Here is a 17,371-nt window from a genome sequence, read left to right as displayed (position 1 = left end):
CGGAGTTCAGCCAGTTGACAACCGATCAAGCTTTGTTTTCTCTTATTTGAGATAGTTTTAGCTTGCAGCGCGCGCCCCATAACGCGTTGCGCGAATTTGATTTTTTCATCTCTCGATTGCCAGGCTTGGCTTTGCCTGAACTGCAGTTCCTGCCGAGTCTCAATAATTCCCAAGTAGCGCGGTAATGATCCTAGCTTAATTGAGATAAATCTGAGTTGTTCAAACGATAGGGGCGAACGGGCACGTCATCCGCTTCGCGTCCTTGTCGCCAGCCCTTCCGTGCGAGGCGCGCGCGTTACAATGCCTCGCGCCGGCTCGACCGACGCGGCCCTGCTCCTCCCCTCCCGTTTCAGCCGACTTCACATGCTCACGACCGACTCCGATCCCATCGTTGCCATTGCTACCGCGCCCGGCCGGGGAGGCATCGGCGTCGTGCGGATTTCGTTCGGCCGCGCTGGCGCGGCGGCGGCCCAGCCGTTGATGCAGGCCCTCACCGGCCAGACGCTCGCGGCGCGTCACGCGAGCTACGTGCCGTTTCTCGACGCGAGCGGCAATCCGCTCGATCGCGGCATCGCGCTGTACTTTCCGGCGCCGCACTCGTACACCGGCGAGCACGTGCTTGAACTGCAAGGCCATGGCGGCCCGGTCGTGCTGCAATTGGTCCTGCAGCGCTGCATCGACGCCGGCCGCGCGTTCGGTCTACGGCTAGCCGAGCCCGGCGAATTCACGCGTCGCGCGTTTCTGAACGACAAGCTCGACCTCGCGCAGGCCGAGGCCGTCGCCGATCTGATCGAGGCAAGCACCGAGGCCGCCGCGCGTTCGGCCGGCCGCTCGCTCGACGGCGCGTTCTCGCGCGACATCCACGCGCTGGTCGAAGAGGTGATCACGCTGCGGATGCTGGTCGAAGCGACGCTCGACTTCCCGGAAGAGGAAATCGACTTCCTCGAAGCCGCCGACGCGCGCGGCAAGCTCGTGCGCATACGCGAGCGTCTCGCGCACGTGCTGAGCGAGGCGCGCCAGGGCGCGTTGCTGCGCGAAGGTTTGTCGGTCGTGCTGGCGGGGCAGCCGAACGTCGGCAAGTCGTCGTTGCTGAATGCGCTCGCCGGCGCCGAACTCGCGATCGTCACGCCGATCGCCGGCACGACGCGCGACAAGGTCGCGCAGACGATCCAGATCGAAGGCATCCCGCTGCACGTGATCGACACGGCCGGCCTGCGCGAGACCGAGGACGAGGTCGAGAAGATCGGCATCGAGCGCACGTGGGGCGAGATCGAGCGCGCGGACGTGGTGCTGCATCTGCTCGACGCGCGCGCCGGAATGACGGCCGGCGACGAAACGATCGCCGGACGCTTTCCGCGCGGCGTGCCCGTCGTCCGCGTGCTGAACAAGACCGACCTGACAGGGCTCGCGCCCGCGACGCAGGCGCTCGACGCCGACCTCGAACTTAGCGAGGTGCGGCTGTCGGCGAAGAAGGGTGACGGCGTCGCGCTGCTGCGCGATGAACTGCTGCGGATTGCCGGCTGGCAGGCGGGCGCGGAGAGCGTCTATCTCGCGCGCGAGCGGCACCTGATCGCGTTGCGCGCGGCCGACGAGCATCTGGCGACCGCCGCCGTGCATGCGGAGCAGAACGCGCAGGCGCTCGATCTGTTCGCCGAGGAATTGCGGCTCGCGCAGGATCAACTGAACTCGATCACCGGTGAGTTCAGTTCGGACGATCTGCTCGGCGTGATTTTCAGCCGATTCTGTATCGGCAAGTAACGCCGAACTTGTGCGTCGCCGCAATGCGGCCGTCATAGGCTCTCGCGGCCGAATCGGCGCCGCTGCCGCACACGCGAAAATCGCACTCCGTCGACCAAAAATCCACCGGATTTTTGGTACACAACCGTGCAAAGGTTTAGAATCCAGCTGTCCGAGCCTAAACGTACAGCGTCCCCAAAGCATGCCCCGCCTCGCCACCCCGCTCACCGAATCCGAGATCCGCGCGCTCGAACCGCGCGCGACCCGCTACTGCGTCGCTGACGGCAACGGCCTCGTGATCGAGGTCATGACGACCGGCACCAAGGTCTGGCGCTTCCGCTATACGTTGAACGGCAAGCGTCAGCCGCTCGCGACCATCGGCGATTACCGGATGATTTCGCTGCGCGTCGCGCGCGCGAAGGCGCAGAGGTACGCGGCGCTCGTCGCGCAGGGCATCTCGCCGGTCGCCACCGCGCGGCGCGATCGCGGTGCCGAGAGCAAGGCCGAGGTGCTGCGCGAAGCGGCCGAGCTTTATCTCGCGACGGCGCTGGCCGGCAAGTCGGATGAATATCGCCGCACCACGCGGCGTGCGCTCGACAAGGACGTGCTGCCCGCGATCGGCAACAAGCCGATCGGCGCGGTCACCGCTGACGACGTCGTCGCGATCTGCGAGCGCATCAAAAGCCGCGGCTCGCCGAAAATGGCGCTGCACACGCGCAACGTCGTGAAGCGCCTGTACGCATATCTGATCGCGCGCCAGCTCGCGACCAGCAATCCCGCGGAAGTCGTACCGGCGCGCTCGATCGCGACCTTCGATAGCCGCACCCGCGTGCTGTCCGGCGCCGAGATCGGTGTCATGCTGCGCACGATCGACACATCCAATATCCGCCGTCCGCTGAAGCTCGCGCTGCATCTGCTGGTGCTGACGATGGCGCGCAAAGCGGACCTCGTCGAATCGACATGGGCCGAGTTCGATCTCGACAACGCGCTGTGGACGATCCCCGCCGCGCGCCTGAACGCGCGCGAGGACCGCGTCGTCCGTCTGCCGCGTCAGGCGGTTGCGCTGCTGCGCGAGCTGCAGCGCGGGCGCACCAGCGAGACGTTCGTGTTCCCGAGCGTCAGGGGCGACGATCGGCCGATCGCGAAAAGCACGCTGAACCAGGCAGTCAAGGCATTGGGGCTCGACGTGGAGCATTTCGTGCTACACGACTTTCGTCGCACCGCGTCGTCGCATCTGCGCGACATGGAACAGCAAACAGCTGCGGGGGGCGACATCGCGAAGCGTGAAGCAACCGACGAAGCGGCGTGGCAGGGTCGCATGCTTCAGAGTTGGGCGGACTTTGTCGATAGCCAGATGGAAGTCGCGCGGTAGACGGCGAACGGGACGGCTTGACGGCATTGTCATGGGTTTTGGCGCCATGTGACGCTTGCCGTCAGGCCGGTAACAGGATGGTACACAGGCTAATGGGACCTCGCCCAGACGCTAAGCAAATAAAGGAAAAATCATCAAAAAACAGGTTTCCAAAGCGGGCGCAAATGCGCCTTTTTTCGCTTCTCTGGACCGTTTGAATCGTCGTTCTTTCCCCGCTTCCTTCGCCTACACTGAGAGATGGATGCAAGCCGATACGGAGGTTCCGATGCCTGAATCAATGCTCGCTTATCTGATGGGGCCCGCCGTCATGCTGGTGGTCGGCCTTGCCATCTGGATGATGTCGCGTCACCGCGACCCGTCCAGGCCGCCCAAGCTCGAGCGCTGGCTCGACACGCATTACGCGGAGTGGCTGCATCACAAGCATTAAGCCGTGCCTCAAATGGAAAAAGGCCGTCGCATTGGGCGACGGCCTTTTTGTCTGCGCGTTGTTCGGCTGAATCATCCGCGCATCAGAGGCTGGCCGCGCTCACCACTGCGGCTCGGGTTGCGGTTGCGCATAGCCGTACTGTCCGGGCGGCGGTGCGCCGCACGCGACATAGGCGCGCTGATACTGGTCGTAGCAATATCCGGGCGGCGGTGCCACGTAAGCCGGCGCGGGCTGGTACGCGGGCTCGGCATAGACCGGCTGCGGATACGCGACCACCGGCGCCGGCGTCAACGCCGAGGTGACCACCGCGCCCAGCACCGCGCCGCCAATCAGCGCACCCACCACATCACCGCCGTGTCCGTGCGCGGACGCCTGGCCCGCCACCGTCAAACTACCCGCCATTACCAACGCCACTGCGATCTTTTTCATATTGAGCTCCCGCCGTTCAGGCATGGACGAATTGTCGCCGGCGCGCGCGGAAATAGATGCTGCAGTTGGTAACCAGAGATTTACTCTGTAACAGGTGCATAACGTTGGACGCGTTAACCCACGCAGGGCATTGCGCTGCTTTTCATCCAGGCATCGGGGGGAAGATCGCCGCGCTGGCCTTGATGCGGGCGCCGACTATTATCTGACCAAGGGCAGTGGTCAACGAGCGCCTCGCCTCCCCGCAAGCTGACGTGCCCTCCCTGAACTTCATCCTGGCCGAGCCACATGGACACCTCTAAACCGCCCCAGAACGCCGCAACGCTGCATTCCGCAGACGACGCGAACGCGCAGGCGCACGCGCTCGTCGCTGAGGATGCGCCCAATCTCGCCAGCGACGACGCGCTCGCGCGCATCCTCGCCGCCCCGCCGGCGGCCGAGTGCCCGATCATGGTGCTGCTGGTCGGCGACCAGGCGGTCATCGCCGAGGGGGTGCGCGAGGCGCTCGCCGACGAGCCGGGCATCGACTTTCGCAACTGCGCGTCATGGGAAGACGCGGTGCGCTGCGCCGAGGAAACGCGCGCGACGGTGATCCTGCAAGATCTCGTGATGCCGGGCACCGACGGTCTGACGCTGGTGCGGCAATACCGGCTGAATGCCGCCACTCGCGACATCCCGATCGTCGTGCTGTCGACCAACGAAGAGCCGCTCGTCAAAAGCGCGGCGTTCGCGGCCGGTTCGAGCGACTACCTCGTGAAGCTGCCCGACCGCATCGAGCTGATAGCGCGCATCCGCTATCACTCGTGCTCGTATCTACACCTGCTGCAACGCGACGAGGCGTACCGCGCGCTGCGGCAATCTCAGCGACAACTGCTGGCGACGAATCTGGAGTTGCAGCGGCTCACGCATTCGGACGGTCTGACCGGCCTGTCGAACCGCCGCCACCTCGACCAGTATCTGGCGGCCGAATGGCACCGCGGCACCCGCGACAAGACCGGCCTCGGCCTCCTGATGATCGACGTCGATCACTTCAAGGCCTACAACGACACCTATGGGCACGTCGCCGGCGACGAAGTGCTGAAGAGCGTCGCGCATACGATCGAAGCGTGCCTCGGCCATTCACTGGATCTCGCCGCGCGCTTCGGCGGCGAGGAGTTCGCGGTGGTCGTGCCGGACACGTCGGTGGGCGGCTTGCGCCTGCTCGCGGAGAAAATCCGCATCGCGGTCGAAGACCGCGCGATCACCCATGCGGGCTCGGCAGAGGGCGTCGTCACGATCAGCATCGGCGCGGCGATGGTGGTGCCGTCGGCCGCCGAACCGGTCACGACGCTGATCGAGGCCGCCGGCGTCGGCCTTTATCGCGCGAAACACGACGGCAAGAATCAGGTGGCCGTGAGCGGCTGAGTCTGGCGTCGCCCTCCTCAACCTTCGGCTTACGCGGCCACGGCGCGCGTATAGCGCTCGGCCGGCGCGCTGCGCGACAGATTCGGCTGCAGATGCAAACGCGCGCTGTTCAGACGCTCCCAGTCGGCGGCATCGGGCAACGACGGGATCGTCACCAGTTCGCCCTGATCGAGACCGGCAAGCGCCGCGTCGACCATGTCCTCGGCGCTCATCACGATCTGCGAAGGCAGGTTCTCGACCGCGAGACCCGCGCGATCCCAGAACGCGGTGCTCGTCGCGCCCGGCAGCACCGCTTGCAGCCGCACGCCCTTGCCGCCCACCTCTTGATGCAGCGACTGCGTGAGATTCAACACGTAGGCCTTGGTGCCGCTATAGGTGCCGTTCAACAATTCCGGCGCCAGCGCGACGATCGACGAGATATTGATCACCGTACCGGCGCCGCGCGCGATGAAGCCCGGCAGCACCGCCGCCGTCAGGCGCGTGAGCGAGGTCACGTTCAGCTCGATCATCTGCTCGAGTTGATCGATGTCGGAGTCGACCAGCGTCGCGGTTGCGCCGACGCCCGCGTTGTTGATCAGCATCGTGATGCCGCGCTCGGCGCGCAACTGGTTCTCGATGCGGCGCACGTCGGCCTTGTTGGTCAGATCGGCGCTGACGGTGCTTACGCGGCGGCCGGTTTCCTTCGTCAGCCGGTCGGCGAGGCTGCTCAGGCGTGTGCCGTCGCGCGCGATCAGCAGCAGGTCGTAGCCGCGTCGCGCGAGCCGGTCCGCGTAGACCGCGCCGATACCCGACGATGCGCCCGTGACCACCGCCGTACCCTTGCCTTCGTTCGAATTGCCTTGTACGCCCTTGTCTGCCTGCGTTGCCATTGAAGCTCTCCTTGCGGGCTGCGCATGATGCGGCCGCCCTGTCCGGTGAATGGGAACATCCGTGAACTCGCCGCCTGGCGGCTTTTGCGCTGATACGGCGGGGTTGACGAGCTGAGTTTAGGCGCGTACTGTTTTGTCTCAAATGTCATATTTCCCTCGCTTCCGGACATCGTAAATGAAACGCATCGGCGTGGCGGTCTTTCCGGGCTTTCAGATCCTCGACATGGTCGCGGTATCGATTTTCGAACTCGCCAATCAGGACACCGGCGAGCCCGCGTACGACGTCGCGGTGATCTCCGAGCACGGCGGCATGGTGCGCAGTTCGGCGGGCGTCGAGGTCGCGACGCGCCCGTTCGGCGATCCCGCCTACGACACGGTGATCGTCACCGGCGCGATGGAGATCGCGCCGTCGTCGCCGGGGCTGCTCGCGTTTCTGAACGACGCCCTCGCCGCCTCGCGCCGCACCGCGAGCATCTGCACCGGCGCATTCGTGCTCGCCGAAGCGGGCATCCTCGACGGCCGTCACGCGACTACGCACTGGGCGCATGCGCGCGATTTGCAACGGCGCTTTCCGCGCGCGCGGGTCGACGAGGACCGCATCTTCATCGTCGACGGCTCGGTGTGGACGTCGGCCGGCATGACCGCGTGTATCGATCTGTGCCTCGCGCTCGTCGAGAACGACCTCGGCATCGCGGTTTCGCGCGCGATCGCGAAGAAGCTCGTGGTCTATCACCGGCGCACCGGCGGGCAATCGCAGTACTCCGCGATGCTCGATCTCGAACCGAAATCCGATCGGATCCAGAACGCGCTGTCGTATGCGAAGAGCCATCTGCGCGAGCCGCTGACCGTCGAGCAGCTCGCCGACGTCGCGCATCTGAGCCCGCGCCAGTTCAGCCGCGCGTTTCGCGACGAGACGCGCCAGTCGCCGGCCCGCGCGATCGAGGCGCTGCGTGTCGAAGCGGCTCGCACGATGCTCGAAACCGGCCGTCATTCGATCGAAACCGTCGCAGCCGACACTGGCTTCATCGACCCCGAGCGGATGCGGCGCGCGTTTTTGCGCGCGTTCGGCCAGCCACCTCAAGCGATCCGGCGTGCCGCACGCGTGGCGTAAGCGTTCGGGTAGAGAATAGGAAACCCGCGGTGCGAAGCTACGCAAAAAAAGTATCCCGCTCGACCCGTGAATCGAACCCAGCCCAAATGAAAGGAAACGCGATGAGCTACAACGACAGCAACCCGTTCGCCAAAATCTTGCGCGGCGAACTACCGTGCATCAAGGTGGCCGAAAACGACCAGGCGCTGGCTTTCATGGACTTGATGCCGCAGGCCGACGGCCATCTGCTCGTCGTGCCGAAGGAAGCGGTCGCGGAAATTTTCGATCTGTCGGATGCGGCGCTCGTCGCGTCGACGCGCATGGCGCAAAAGCTCGCGATCGCGGTGCGCGCGGCACTGCGTCCTGACGGCGTGTTCATCGGCCAGTTCAACGGCGCGGCGGCGGGACAGACAGTGCCGCACGTCCATTTCCACGTGATTCCGCGCTGGGAAGGCCAACCGCTGAAGCTGCATGCGCGCGAGGTCGCCGATCCGGACACGCTCGAAGCGCTCGCCAAACGGATTCGCGCGCACTGGCGCGCCCATTGAAGCGCGACGCGAGGCCTGCCGACGCAACGTCGCGCCCCGCATTACGGTCACGCCCGGTAACAACTGTAAAAGCCGTTGAAACCACCGATTAGCGTGTCGCGACTAGACTGCTATTGCCTTGTGTTCAAGGCATTGAGTGTGGATCTCTTTTTTTCAGCCTGCCCCTGTGGCAGGCTTTTTTTCTTTGGGGACCCGCTTCGCAATCTCAGAGCCGCTCGCGCGAACGGCGTAGCGGATGTCGCCAGTCGATGCGTCGGCGACGCGCTCGCAACGGCCGTCCGTCGTGCAGGTCTCGATGCTCCTGCCACAGTTCGTCGGAAAAAAGAAACATGACGATCAGCAGCGGAACGACCAGAAAAATCCCGAGTATGACGTGCTCGTTCACGATAGCCTCCGGGTGCAGGAGATTCGTTTTCATTGTAGAGCACCGCCTGTACCCGCATACCGGCTCGATGAAGATCCACCTGGATTCAGGCCGCACGCGAAGGGTACATCGCACTGCGATCGCGCCCCCCTCGCCTGTCCACGCGGTTTTGCGCCGCGCGGCTTTTTTCATGCGTTTTCGGCAATGGCGCGTTGCAAGCGTTTCACCAGGGCCCGTGAGATACGGCTGGCACTGTTTATTTTCTGCACTTGCCTCGTTATTGCGCATCGCAGCTTTTGCCTGTGGAATGACTTTGTGTGCGATGCACAAACCCGTTGATTAAATTGTATTAAATCGCTTAATTGACGCTACACGTTTACGTGAATGCGCGCGCAAAGCTTTACCAGCTAAGGCATGTGCGAGAGTGGATTTTTTTAGTTATTCATTTCATTGCCATTCGGTCAGGCGTGTGCTCAAGCTTTAATCAGCTTCGACAACAGGTGCGACAATTCGCCACTGTTGCGATCGCACACAAGATGTGCTTGTCGTTCTCATCGGTTCTCCTAGAGTGCAAGATGCGGGTCCACCGTTAAAGTTAAATACATAGCTAACCGAGATTTTTTTCGGCCCGCCCCGGAGGAACGAATGAAAACTCGAATTGCCGTTGTTTTCGCCATCGCGGGTTTGGCTGCCGCTAGCGTTCAGGCGCAAGACGTCGTGATCAAGCCGCAGCAAACGATCCAGTTCAAGGCCAATGCCTATGGCTGCGTATCGAAGGACAAGCTCGATGCCGCCGATCACCACGCGCAAGCCGGTGAACAGCAGCAGATGCAGGAATTCTTCTCCGGATATCAATGCGTGTCGACTCCGACCGACTCGAGTTTCCGCGTGGTGCGCGTGGTCGGCCACGACGTCGAGTTCGTGAATTCAGCCAATAGCGATACCGAGGGGCTCTGGGCGAACGACCGATTCATCAAGCAATAAGTACAACACCGGTATTCCGGCAAAAGCCGGAATACGGTCGCATGCGTATCCGCTGCGGCTTTAAAAGTCGCAGGCGTGTACGCGTGAGCTAAAAGAGACGGCTTGGGCATTCCGATGCCAAGCCGTTTTTTATTGCTTTTGATACTTGCCAGGCTTCATCTGCAATAAAAAAGCCGATGCGGGTTTATCGACCCGCATCGGCAGTACGCCTTCTCGCAAAGCGCAGGAAACCGGCCACGAGCAACGGCGCGTCAGTGCACGCGCTTGCTGCGGCGGAACTGGTCGAACAGAACCGCGAGCAGCAGGATGCCGCCGCGAATCAGATACTGATAGAACGTCGGTACGTTCAGCAGGCTCATGGCGTCCTGCACCGAGCCCATGATCAGCACGCCGACCAGCACGCCGGAGATCGTCGCGACACCGCCCGTCAGCGATACACCACCGAGCACGCACGCGGAAATCACGCCGAGCTCGAGCCCGACCGACGTCTTCGGATCGCCGAGGCTCATGCGCGACGCGAGCATCACGCCCGCGAAGCCGGTCACGAGGCCTTGCAGCACGAACACGGTGATCTTGATGCGCGTGACGGGCAGCCCCGCGAGCACAGCCGCTTCGCTATTGCCGCCGACGGCCAGCACGTTCTTGCCGAACACGGTCTTTTTCAGCAGGAAGCCGAACAGAACGAAGCCAACGATGTTGCTCCAGATCGGATAAGAAATGCCGAGGAACGAGCCGCCGCCGAGGTCGAAGAAGCGCTCCTCGGAGATCATCACCGCGTCGCCGTTCGACGTGATGTACGCGAGGCCGCGCACGACCTCCATCATCGCGAGCGTGACGATCAGCGAGTTGATCTTGTAGCGCGCGACCAGCGTGCCGTTGACGAGCCCGACCGCGCCGCCCGCGAGCACGCCGGCCGTGATGCCGACTAGCACGCTGTGCGTCGCGGTGATCAGCACGGAAGCCACCACGCCCGAAAACGCGACGATCGACGCCACCGACAGGTCCACCTCGCCGAGCGCGAGCACGAACATCATCGTGACGGAGATCGAGCCGATCAGCGTGACCGACAGCAGCAGGCCCTGGATATTGCGCGTGCTCAGAAAGTCTGGGACCGTGAACGACAGCACCGCGAACAGGACGATGAACACCATCACGATGCCGGATTTGTTGATCAGGTCCCAGGTGCGCGCGGCGCGCGCGGTCAAGCCCACGGAGGCGACGGCGGGGGTCGAGGAATCGGTGGAAGGTGTATTCATGATGTCTGTTCCATTCAATGCCGTTTTCGTTGCGGTATTCGGTAAGAGGTCTGGTGGCGCGATCCGTTGGGCGATCAGCGCGGCAATGCCAGCTTGATCAGCGCATCCGGCGTGGCCTGCGCCTTCGGCAGATCGCCGACGATGCGGCCTTCCTTCATCACGATCACGCGATCGGTCACGCCGATCACCTCGGCGAGATCGCTCGACACGACGATGACCGTGCGGCCCGCCTCGGCGAGCCCATACAGCAACCCATAGATCTCGCTGCGCGCCCCGACGTCGATGCCGCGCGTCGGCTCGTCCATCAGGAACACGTCGATCTCTTCGGCGAGCCAGCGCGACAGGATCACCTTCTGCTGATTGCCGCCGGACAGCGTGCCGATCGGCGTGTCGCCGTTGCGCGTCTTGATCGCGAGCTTGCCGATGAATTCACGCGTGGTCTGCGCTTCCTTGCGGCCGTTGAGCACGTTGAAGCGGCTGAAGTGGCGGCGGCAGCTGATGTTCAGGTTGTCCGACACCGACGCGATCGACACGATGCCTTCCTGCTTGCGATCCTCGGGACACAGCGCGACGCCGGCGCGCACCGCGTCGCGCGGCGTGGCGAACTGCACGCGCTTGCCCTTCAGCGCGACCTCGCCGGCGCTCGGCTTGAGCGCGCCGTAGATCAGCTTCATCAGCTCGGAGCGGCCCGCGCCGACGAGCCCGAAGAAGCCGACGATCTCGCCCTTGCGCGCCGAAAACGATGCCGGTTCGCGCAGGCCCGGTCCCATCAGGCCGTCGACCTGAAGCTGCACGTCGCCGTGCTCGCGCGCGCGATAGCCGTACACATCGGTGATCGAGCGCCCCACCATGCAGCGGATCAGCCGATCGCGGTCGAGTCCCGCGCCGGCCTCGAAGGTATCGATGCGGCGGCCGTCGCGAAACACGGTGACGCGATCGCACAGTTCGTAGACTTCATCCATCCGGTGCGTGACGTAGATGATCGCGTGGCCTTCGGCCTTCAGCGCGCGGATGATGCGGAACAGTTGCGTGGTTTCGCGCGACGACAGCGAGCTGGTCGGTTCGTCGAACGCGATCACGCGCGCGTCACGCATCAGCGCCTTGCCGATTTCGATCATCTGCCGCTGACCGATCGACAGATGCTTGACCTGCTGCGACGGATCGAGCTTTTCGCCGAGCCGTTCGAGCTCGCGCATCGCACGCGCGACCAAAGCCTTTTCGTCCAGTACGCCGAAGCGATTCGGCAGGGCGCCGAGCATCAGATTCTCGGCGACCGTCAGCTCCGGCACCAGATGCAGTTCCTGATAGATGATCGCGATGCCCGCGGCGATCGCCGCCTTGGTCGTCGCGAACTGCTGCTCGACGCCGTCGAGCGACAACGTGCCCGAGACAGGATGATTGACGCCGGACAGCACCTTCAGCAGCGTCGATTTGCCGGCGCCGTTTTCGCCCATCAGGCCGTGCACCTCGCCGCGGCGCACTTCGAGCGAGACCTGGTCGAGCGCGAGCACGCCCGGAAAGCGCACGGTGATGCCGTCGAGCCGGAGATAGGGGGCGTCGGATGCAGGCGTCGATGCAGGCGAGGGCGTGCGCACCGCCTCGCCGGCATGAGACCCGGTGAATAAGGACGTCATCGAAAAACCTCGAACGGATGAAAGCTGAGCGGGCCGCGCTCGCGCTAAACGCGAGGCACGAGGCGGCCCGCCGTCTGCTGCGAGAACCTCGCTTAAATACCCAGTTCCTTGCGCACGTCCAGCCAGTTGCTGCGCACCATCAGCTTGCCGGTGGTTTGCGTGTCGGCGGGCGGCTGCTTGCCGTCCTTGATCCATTCGATAAGGTTCTCGGTGCTTTCCTTGCCGTGGTTCGTCGAGCTGACCGCGATCGTGCCGTAGAAGCCCGTCGGTTCCTTCTTCTGGAACTCGGCGAACGCCTCGCCCGCGCCGTTGATGCCGACGCCGATCACGTCCGCGGCCGGAATATGCAGCTGTTCGGTCGCGCGCACGCCGCCGAGCACGCTTTCCTCGTTGAGCGCGAAGATCACCCACTTCTTGATGTTCGGATGCTGCGCGAGCACCGGCGATACCGCGTTGAAGCCGCCTTCGTCGTCGGTGGTTTTCTGCGGCGCGTCGAAGACGTTTTCCTTCTTGAAGCCGCCGGCGAGCAGCGACTGCGTCGCGCCGTCGGTGCGCAGCTTCGCGGTCGGCAGCTCATAGTCCGTGATACGCAGCGCGCCGACTTCCTCAGGCTTCCAGCCGCGGCGCTTCATTTCGTCGGTGATCGCCTGGCCCACCTGGTTGCCGATCTTGAAGGCCGACATGCCGAGGTGCGGCACGTTCGCCAGCGGCTTGCCGGTCGAATCGACCAGCTGGTCGTCGACGGTCACGAACTTCATGTTGTAGCGCTTCGCGCGCGCCTGAATCGCCGGTCCGAGGCGCACGTCGGGCGCGCAGATCACGAAGCCTTTCGCGCCTTGCGCGCCGAGGTTGTCGATCGCGGCCAGCACCTTTTCGCCGTCGGGCGTGCCGATGTTGACGACCGAGAAGCCGTCCTTCTTACCGAGCGCGGTCGCGGCTTTCTGTTCGTTGATGAACCACGCCTGTTCGGGCATCTTCACGAGGAAGCCGACTTTGAGCGGCTCATCCGCGTGGGCGGACAGTTGTGCGGCGAACGGGGCGGCGAGGGCGGCGGCCATCGCGGTCAGGGTCAAACGGCGAAGCTTGCTGGTCATCTACTGTCTCCTGAGGGTGAAAAGCTGCATTGATGTCGTGTAGTTGCAGCGGGGTAACGCGGGCGGCGTCAGCCGTCGCGCGAATCGGGGCGGATCTGCGCGCGGCACGCCGGGCGGTTCGCGCAAGTCGCGGTGAAAACGGTGGCGCGGCTCATTGCTGGTAGCTCGCCAGGTACGCCGTTTTCACGGCGGTCCAGAACGCGGCATCGCTCGCGCCATAGGCCGACGCCTTGCGCCCGCCGCCGGGTCCGTGATGCTCGACGGCCGTGGTCGGCAGATTGATCGTGACGAGACCGCTCTGCACGTGGCGGCGAAAATGCCGCGCGCGTTCGAGCGAGCGCGTGCAGATGCCGGCGCACAGTCCGTAGGCGGTGTCGTTCGCGAGATGTAGCGCGTGTTCGTAATCGTCCGCGCACAGCACGACCGCGAGCGGCCCGAAAATCTCTTCACGCGCGATGCGATGCTCCGATTCGCCGATAAACAGCGCCGGCTCGAAAAAATAGCCGCGCGTCGCGCGCTCCAGTCGCCGCCCGCCGCGCAGCAACTGCGCGCCTTCCTGCTCGCCGACGCGCACGTAGTCGAGATTGCGTTCGAGCTGCGCGGCGTTCGCCACCGGGCCGATATCGGTGCCGTGCTTCAACGCGTGATCGACGGTGAGTTTCGCGAGCTTTGCCTGCAACGCGTCGACGAACGGCGCGAACACCGCGCGTTCGACGATCAGCCGCGCGGCAGCCGTGCTGCGCTGGCCGGTCGCGCTGAAGGCACCGGTGAGCGCCGCGTCGACCGCGCCGTCGAGATCGGCGTCGGCCAGCACGACGAACGGATTCTTGCCGCCCATCTCGAGCTGCACGCGCGCCTGGCGCGTCGCGGCGGCCTGCAGCACGCGCGTGCCGGTGTCGGACGAACCGGTGAAGCTGATCGCCGCGACGAGCGGATGCGCGACGATGCGCGCACCGACCTTGCGTCCGCTGCCCATCACGAGGTTGAACACGCCGGCCGGCAAGCCCGCGCGACTGACGATCGACGCGAGCGCCGCCGCGCAGGCCGGCGCAGATTCGGCCGGCTTGTAGACGACGCAGTTGCCGTGCGCGAGCGCGGCGCCGATCTTCGCCGCGGCGATCGCGAGCGGCGCGCTCCAAGGCGCGATGATGCCGACCACCCCGAGCGGCTCGCGCGTCACGTCGATTTCGACGCCGGCACGCGCCGACGCGTGCGGCTCGACGAACGCGCGCAGCGCCTCGACCGCGAATAGCTTGAACAACTGCCCTGCGCGCGTCGCTTCGGCGAGCGCCTCGGGCAGCACCTTGCCGACTTCACGCGCCAGCAGCCGGGCCAGCTCCTCGCGGCGCGCGAGCATTTCGCTGCCGATCGAGTCGAGCGCGTCGGCGCGGCGCTGTGCGGAGGCGAGCGACCAGTCGCGAAACGCCGCGTGCGCAGCCTCGATCGCACTGTCGGTCTGCCGCACGTCCGCGCGCACGTATTCGCCGAGCGGCTCGTCGAGATCCGACGGATTGAGCGACACGCCCGTGGTCGCGCCAGTCTCCCATCCGCCATTGATGTAATGGCGAAACGGGCTGGCAACGAGGGGGACGAGCGGATCGCGGTTCATCGGCGAAAAAAAGCGCACCGTAAGTTCACAAAAGTCCACGAATGGTATGAGCCGGCCCAATAACTTTCCAATCCCTTTTTAGGCTTCTCCGATATCAGTTTCGGTATGGCATCATGGAGCTTCAGAGGAAGAACGTACAAAAATCGCTCGTAAAAACCAGGAGACCCTGCGATGACGCGTAGCTATTCGAACTGGTTCGTGCGCGCTCGGCTGAAGACGCGCCAGTTGCTGCTGCTTGCCGCGATGGAGGAGGAGGGCAACGTGCGCCGCGCGGCCGACGTGCTCGGCATGACGCAGCCGGCCGCGTCGCGCCTGTTGAAAGAGCTCGAGGACATGCTCGGCGTGAGCCTGTTCGACCGCACGCCGCACGGTATGCATGCGACGCTGTACGGCGAGGTGATGATCCGCCACGCGCGCATGGTGCTGTCGAACCTGAGCCAGGCGCACGACGAAATCTCGGCGCTGCGCTCGGGGCTCGCGGGTCAGGTGCGTATCGGCGTGATCGCCGCGGCCGCCGCGACGATGGTGCCCCGCGCGATCGCGAGCGTGAAGGCGCGTTATCCGCAGTTGCAGATCTGGACCGAGGTCGAGACCTCCGACGTGATGCTGCCGCGGCTCGCCGAAGGCGATCTCGACATCATGATCGGCCGCGTGCTCGAACGGCAGAACCAGTTCAAGACCGACGTGCGCTACGAACCGCTCGCCGACGAACCGCTGTGCGTGGTCGCGCGTCCCGGCCATCCGCTCGAAAATGAAACGGGATTGACGCTGCGCGGCATCGTCAACGCGAGCTGGGTGCTGCATCCGCCGGGCAGCGTGCTGCGCCATCGCTTCGATCTGATGTTTTCGCAGATCGGCCTGAATCCGCCGCAGAACGTCGTCAATACGAACAACTTCCTCGCGATTTCGAGCCTGCTGCTGCAAAGCGACATGTTGGCGGTATTGCCCGATGAAGTGGCGCGTCAGTACCAACAGTACGGGGTATTGAAGCGCGTACCGATCGATTTGCCTTGCAGGATGGATACATTCGGTATCATCACGCGCCAGTCGCATCTGTTGTCGCCGGCGGCCGCCGTCGTGCTCGACGCGCTGCGAGATGCGGCTCGCGACGTATACGGGACGGCCACGGAACCCGCGGTGGCCCGGTAAATGCTTCCTTCTGTGTCATAGGCACCGGCTGACGGCGCGGGAGGAACATACGATGTACAGCAAACACAAGAAACGGCAACGCGCCGTCGACGATTCATTTTCGCTGCGCTCCGGTGGAGCGAGCGCCTGGTTTAGCAACGGCATGGCTCTCAAATCGACGATATACAAGGCGGAACTGCAGATCGCTGACATGGACCGGCACTATTACGCCGACCATTCGCTGACGATCGCCCGTCACCCCTCCGAAACCGACGAACGGATGATGGTCCGCGTCGCCGCGTTCGCGCTGTTCGCGCAGGAACGGCTGGAGTTCTGCAAAGGTTTGTCGGATGTCGACGAACCGGATCTGTGGGCGAAGGATCTGACCGGCGCGATCGACACGTGGATCGAGGTCGGCCAGCCCGATGAGCGCCGCATCGCCAAGGCGAGCGGGCGGGCGAATCACGTGGTCGTGATCGCGTATGGCGGGCGTACTTCGGAAATCTGGTGGCAGGGCGTGCGCAACAAGGTCGAGCGCCTGCGCAACGTGACGGTCTGGACGCTCGGCGAAGACGTCGCGGCATCGCTCGGCTCGCTTGCCGAACGCACGATGCGGCTGCAATGCACGGTGCAGGACGGCGAAGCATGGCTCGGCAGCGCCGAAGCCGATGCGGTGAAGATCGACTGGACCGTATTGAAGGCGGCCGCCGACGCGTGACGGCTCAGGTCTGAACCAGTTTTTGCGCCGCTTCGTTCTCGCATTCAGAGCGACGTGACCCGCGCCGCTTCCGGCGGCCCCTTCAGCTCGACCATATTGCCCTCCGGGTCGAACAGATACAGCGACGGCCCGAATCCGTCCGCGCCATAACGCACTCCCTGTTCGCCGAGCCGCGCGCCATGCGCGCTCAGATGCGCCTTCAACGCGTCGGCGTCGAACGACTCGACGCGCAGACACAGGTGGTCCATGTTGCGCCCCGTGCCCGCCGCGCCGTTTTCCGCGCGATCGAGCTTCGCGCCGACCTGCAGCAGATCGATCAGCGATCGGCCCGCGCGCAGTTGCGTGAGGCCGAGTTCGCGCTGCTCCTTTTCAACGCTGCAACCGAGTACGTCGCAGTAAAAGCGCGCGAGGGTTTCGACGTGCGTCGCCCGGATCACGACGTGGTCGATCTCGCGAATGTGGATTTTCATGTCGAACGCCCTTTCGCTAGTTCGGAGAACCGATTAGGAAGTGTAGGAGAAAGGAAAGGGCGGGGTGGGTCGGCGGGAAGTCGTGGGCGAACCGGACCAAATGCGGACTAGGCGCGGACAGAAAACGCAGGATCGGGTAGGAGGCGGGGTTGCCCCCGCCGTCCTCCCACAACACCGGACGTACGGATCACGTATCCGGCGTTTCCTGACGACTGGATTGCTCCAGCGAGCTTCGTTTCGT

General features: G+C 64.4%; 17 protein-coding genes. 9 read left to right on the top strand and 8 right to left on the bottom strand.

Features of this window, described 5'->3' with window-relative positions; genetic code table 11:
- Window positions 1-363 precede the first annotated feature (363 nt).
- The 3 genes from mnmE (at window position 364) to HWY30_RS32815 (ending at window position 3,536) form a co-directional block, all read left to right on the top strand.
- Window positions 364-1,758 carry a tRNA uridine-5-carboxymethylaminomethyl(34) synthesis GTPase MnmE gene (gene mnmE, locus HWY30_RS32825; RefSeq protein WP_090802291.1) on the top strand — a complete coding sequence of 465 codons (1,395 nt, stop codon included), beginning with the start codon at window positions 364-366 and terminating at the stop codon, window positions 1,756-1,758.
- A gap of 181 nt (window positions 1,759-1,939) precedes the next feature.
- A complete protein-coding gene (locus HWY30_RS32820; protein WP_090802294.1) occupies window positions 1,940-3,109 on the top strand; it encodes a tyrosine-type recombinase/integrase in 1,170 nt (389 codons plus the stop codon).
- Window positions 3,110-3,374: 265 nt separating this feature from the next.
- Window positions 3,375-3,536, top strand: a complete 162-nt coding sequence (locus tag HWY30_RS32815) for a hypothetical protein (protein WP_167368611.1) — start codon at window positions 3,375-3,377, stop codon at window positions 3,534-3,536.
- Window positions 3,537-3,635: 99 nt separating this feature from the next.
- On the opposite strand, the gene HWY30_RS32810 is transcribed toward HWY30_RS32815, so the two are convergent.
- Window positions 3,636-3,965 carry an ecotin precursor gene (locus HWY30_RS32810; RefSeq protein ID WP_090802296.1) on the bottom strand — a complete coding sequence of 110 codons (330 nt, stop codon included), beginning with the start codon at window positions 3,963-3,965 and terminating at the stop codon, window positions 3,636-3,638.
- A 285-nt stretch (window positions 3,966-4,250) separates the two neighbouring features.
- Between HWY30_RS32810 and HWY30_RS32805 the strand changes: the two genes are divergently transcribed.
- On the top strand, window positions 4,251-5,366 hold the full coding sequence (locus HWY30_RS32805; protein ID WP_090802298.1) for a diguanylate cyclase: 1,116 nt from the start codon (window positions 4,251-4,253) through the stop codon (window positions 5,364-5,366).
- A 29-nt stretch (window positions 5,367-5,395) separates the two neighbouring features.
- Here HWY30_RS32805 and HWY30_RS32800 read toward each other — a convergent pair whose 3' ends face one another.
- Window positions 5,396-6,235, bottom strand: a complete 840-nt coding sequence (locus HWY30_RS32800) for an SDR family NAD(P)-dependent oxidoreductase (protein WP_090802299.1) — start codon at window positions 6,233-6,235, stop codon at window positions 5,396-5,398.
- Between the two features lie 175 nt (window positions 6,236-6,410).
- On the opposite strand from HWY30_RS32800, the gene HWY30_RS32795 reads away from it, so the two are divergent.
- Entirely contained in the window at window positions 6,411-7,346 is a 936-nt protein-coding gene (locus HWY30_RS32795) for a GlxA family transcriptional regulator (RefSeq protein ID WP_090802301.1), read from the top strand.
- Window positions 7,347-7,447: 101 nt separating this feature from the next.
- A complete protein-coding gene (locus tag HWY30_RS32790; RefSeq protein WP_090805510.1) occupies window positions 7,448-7,873 on the top strand; it encodes an HIT family protein in 426 nt (141 codons plus the stop codon).
- A gap of 205 nt (window positions 7,874-8,078) precedes the next feature.
- Here the strand turns inward: HWY30_RS32790 and HWY30_RS32785 are convergent, their stop codons facing one another.
- Complete coding sequence (locus HWY30_RS32785) at window positions 8,079-8,258, bottom strand: hypothetical protein (RefSeq protein ID WP_090805511.1); 180 nt, start codon at window positions 8,256-8,258, stop codon at window positions 8,079-8,081.
- A 624-nt stretch (window positions 8,259-8,882) separates the two neighbouring features.
- On the opposite strand from HWY30_RS32785, the gene sap1 reads away from it, so the two are divergent.
- Complete coding sequence (sap1, locus tag HWY30_RS32780; protein WP_018418921.1) at window positions 8,883-9,221, top strand: surface attachment protein Sap1; 339 nt, start codon at window positions 8,883-8,885, stop codon at window positions 9,219-9,221.
- A 251-nt stretch (window positions 9,222-9,472) separates the two neighbouring features.
- Here the strand turns inward: sap1 and araH are convergent, their stop codons facing one another.
- The 4 genes from araH to HWY30_RS32760 all read right to left on the bottom strand — a co-directional run bounded on the left by araH (window position 9,473) and on the right by HWY30_RS32760 (window position 14,814).
- Complete coding sequence (araH, locus tag HWY30_RS32775) at window positions 9,473-10,477, bottom strand: L-arabinose ABC transporter permease AraH (RefSeq protein WP_090802302.1); 1,005 nt, start codon at window positions 10,475-10,477, stop codon at window positions 9,473-9,475.
- A 74-nt stretch (window positions 10,478-10,551) separates the two neighbouring features.
- On the bottom strand, window positions 10,552-12,111 hold the full coding sequence (gene araG, locus HWY30_RS32770) for an L-arabinose ABC transporter ATP-binding protein AraG (RefSeq protein WP_090802304.1): 1,560 nt from the start codon (window positions 12,109-12,111) through the stop codon (window positions 10,552-10,554).
- Window positions 12,112-12,203: 92 nt separating this feature from the next.
- Complete coding sequence (locus HWY30_RS32765) at window positions 12,204-13,205, bottom strand: arabinose ABC transporter substrate-binding protein (RefSeq protein WP_090802306.1); 1,002 nt, start codon at window positions 13,203-13,205, stop codon at window positions 12,204-12,206.
- A 151-nt stretch (window positions 13,206-13,356) separates the two neighbouring features.
- Window positions 13,357-14,814, bottom strand: coding sequence for an aldehyde dehydrogenase family protein (locus HWY30_RS32760; RefSeq protein ID WP_090805513.1), 1,458 nt, complete (start codon window positions 14,812-14,814; stop codon window positions 13,357-13,359).
- A 171-nt stretch (window positions 14,815-14,985) separates the two neighbouring features.
- On the opposite strand from HWY30_RS32760, the gene HWY30_RS32755 reads away from it, so the two are divergent.
- Window positions 14,986-15,963: a LysR family transcriptional regulator gene (locus tag HWY30_RS32755; RefSeq protein ID WP_090802307.1), complete on the top strand. Its 978-nt coding sequence runs from the start codon at window positions 14,986-14,988 to the stop codon at window positions 15,961-15,963.
- A 142-nt stretch (window positions 15,964-16,105) separates the two neighbouring features.
- Complete coding sequence (locus HWY30_RS32750; RefSeq protein ID WP_090805514.1) at window positions 16,106-16,660, top strand: YaeQ family protein; 555 nt, start codon at window positions 16,106-16,108, stop codon at window positions 16,658-16,660.
- Between the two features lie 44 nt (window positions 16,661-16,704).
- On the opposite strand, the gene HWY30_RS32745 is transcribed toward HWY30_RS32750, so the two are convergent.
- Window positions 16,705-17,130 carry a VOC family protein gene (locus HWY30_RS32745; RefSeq protein ID WP_090802309.1) on the bottom strand — a complete coding sequence of 142 codons (426 nt, stop codon included), beginning with the start codon at window positions 17,128-17,130 and terminating at the stop codon, window positions 16,705-16,707.
- Between the last annotated feature and the right edge of the window lie 241 nt (window positions 17,131-17,371).

The sequence above is a fragment of the Paraburkholderia tuberum STM678 genome (assembly GCF_902833905.1).
GTDB lineage: Bacteria > Pseudomonadota > Gammaproteobacteria > Burkholderiales > Burkholderiaceae > Paraburkholderia > Paraburkholderia tuberum.
Note: the sequence above shows the minus strand (reverse complement) of the source record. Positions and strands in the feature narration are given on the sequence as shown.